This window comes from Streptomyces sp. NH27, assembly GCF_056859195.1.
Map to the genome: position 1 here is coordinate 1 of NZ_JACEGK010000977.1, position 1,122 is coordinate 1,122.

The 1,122-nt window shown below is 72.0% G+C and carries 1 protein-coding gene; it reads left to right on the forward strand.

Features of this window, described 5'->3' with window-relative positions; translation table 11 throughout:
• Positions 1 to 221: 221 nt before the first annotated feature.
• Positions 222 to 929, forward strand: coding sequence for a DUF4232 domain-containing protein (locus tag AC13HU_RS37510; protein ID WP_483046478.1), 708 nt, complete (start codon positions 222 to 224; stop codon positions 927 to 929).
• Positions 930 to 1,122 lie beyond the last annotated feature (193 nt).

The following is a 1,122-nucleotide window of genomic DNA, read 5'->3' on the forward strand; positions in this document are numbered from 1 at the left end:
TTTCCGGGCCGGCGCCGGGCCGTTCGCAGGACTGTTGACACCGGGCGGGCGGCGGCCGACGCGTCCGTGACGATTGTCGGGTGAATGTCGCTGGGGATGACCCGTTGTGTCCCCGGGGCGTAACGGCATACCAATGGGCGCTGACACGGCCGGTTCTGTGGGTACACGATCAACGAAGGCGCACCACACGCCTCAGTGATCGCACAGGAAAGGCAAGGACCATGCGCACCAGGACCGTCCGGACCGGAACGCTCGTCGTCATGCTCGCCACCGCCGGCTTCGCGCTCACGGCGTGCGGGCCGGACGACAACAACTCGTCCGGCTCCGCCTCGTCCTCGTCCTCCTCCGCCACCTCGGCGCCGTCCGGGTCGGCGTCCGCGCCCGGCGACGACTCGGCGGACGGGCAGACCGCCGACCCGGCCACCGTCGGCGGCACCTCCGCGGGATCGGGCGGATCGGGCGGATCGGGCGGGTCCGGCAGCACCGCGTCGGCCGGCACCTCCGTGCCCGGCTGCACCACCAACCAGCTGTCGGCCAGCGCCTCCGGCTTCTCCAACGGCGCCGGCAGCACGGGCTTCCAGATCGTCTTCCAGAACACCGGCTCCTCGCCCTGCACCCTCTCCGGCTACCCCGGTGTGTCCTTCGTGAAGATCCACAACACCCAGCTCGGCAAGGCGGCCGAGCGCACCGGCGGCACCCCCGCCACCAGGGTCACGCTGATCCCGGGCGCGCACGCGTACGCCGACACGCAGACCGTCAACGGGGTCGGCGGCTACTCCGCCGCCCAGTGCGACCTGACCACCGTGCCGACCCTGCGCGTCTACCCGCCGAACCAGAAGGAGTCCATCAACATCCCCTGGAACAAGCAGGAGTGCGTCGGCTCCTCGGTCCAGAACCTGCGGGTCGGCCCGGTACACGGCAACAACTAGCGCCCCTCCCGGCAAGGCTTGCCCCGCTCGCCGCCCTGGCACGCGCGTCCTCCCCCTACCTTCGGCGGGTGGGGGCACCCCCGGCGTAGCCAGGGGGAGTGCCCCCAGCGTTGGCCGAAAGCCCGAGTAGGCCCACTACGAGGGCTTCCGGCCGCCTTGCGGCCTGGGGGCACCCCCACGCCGAAGGCCATGG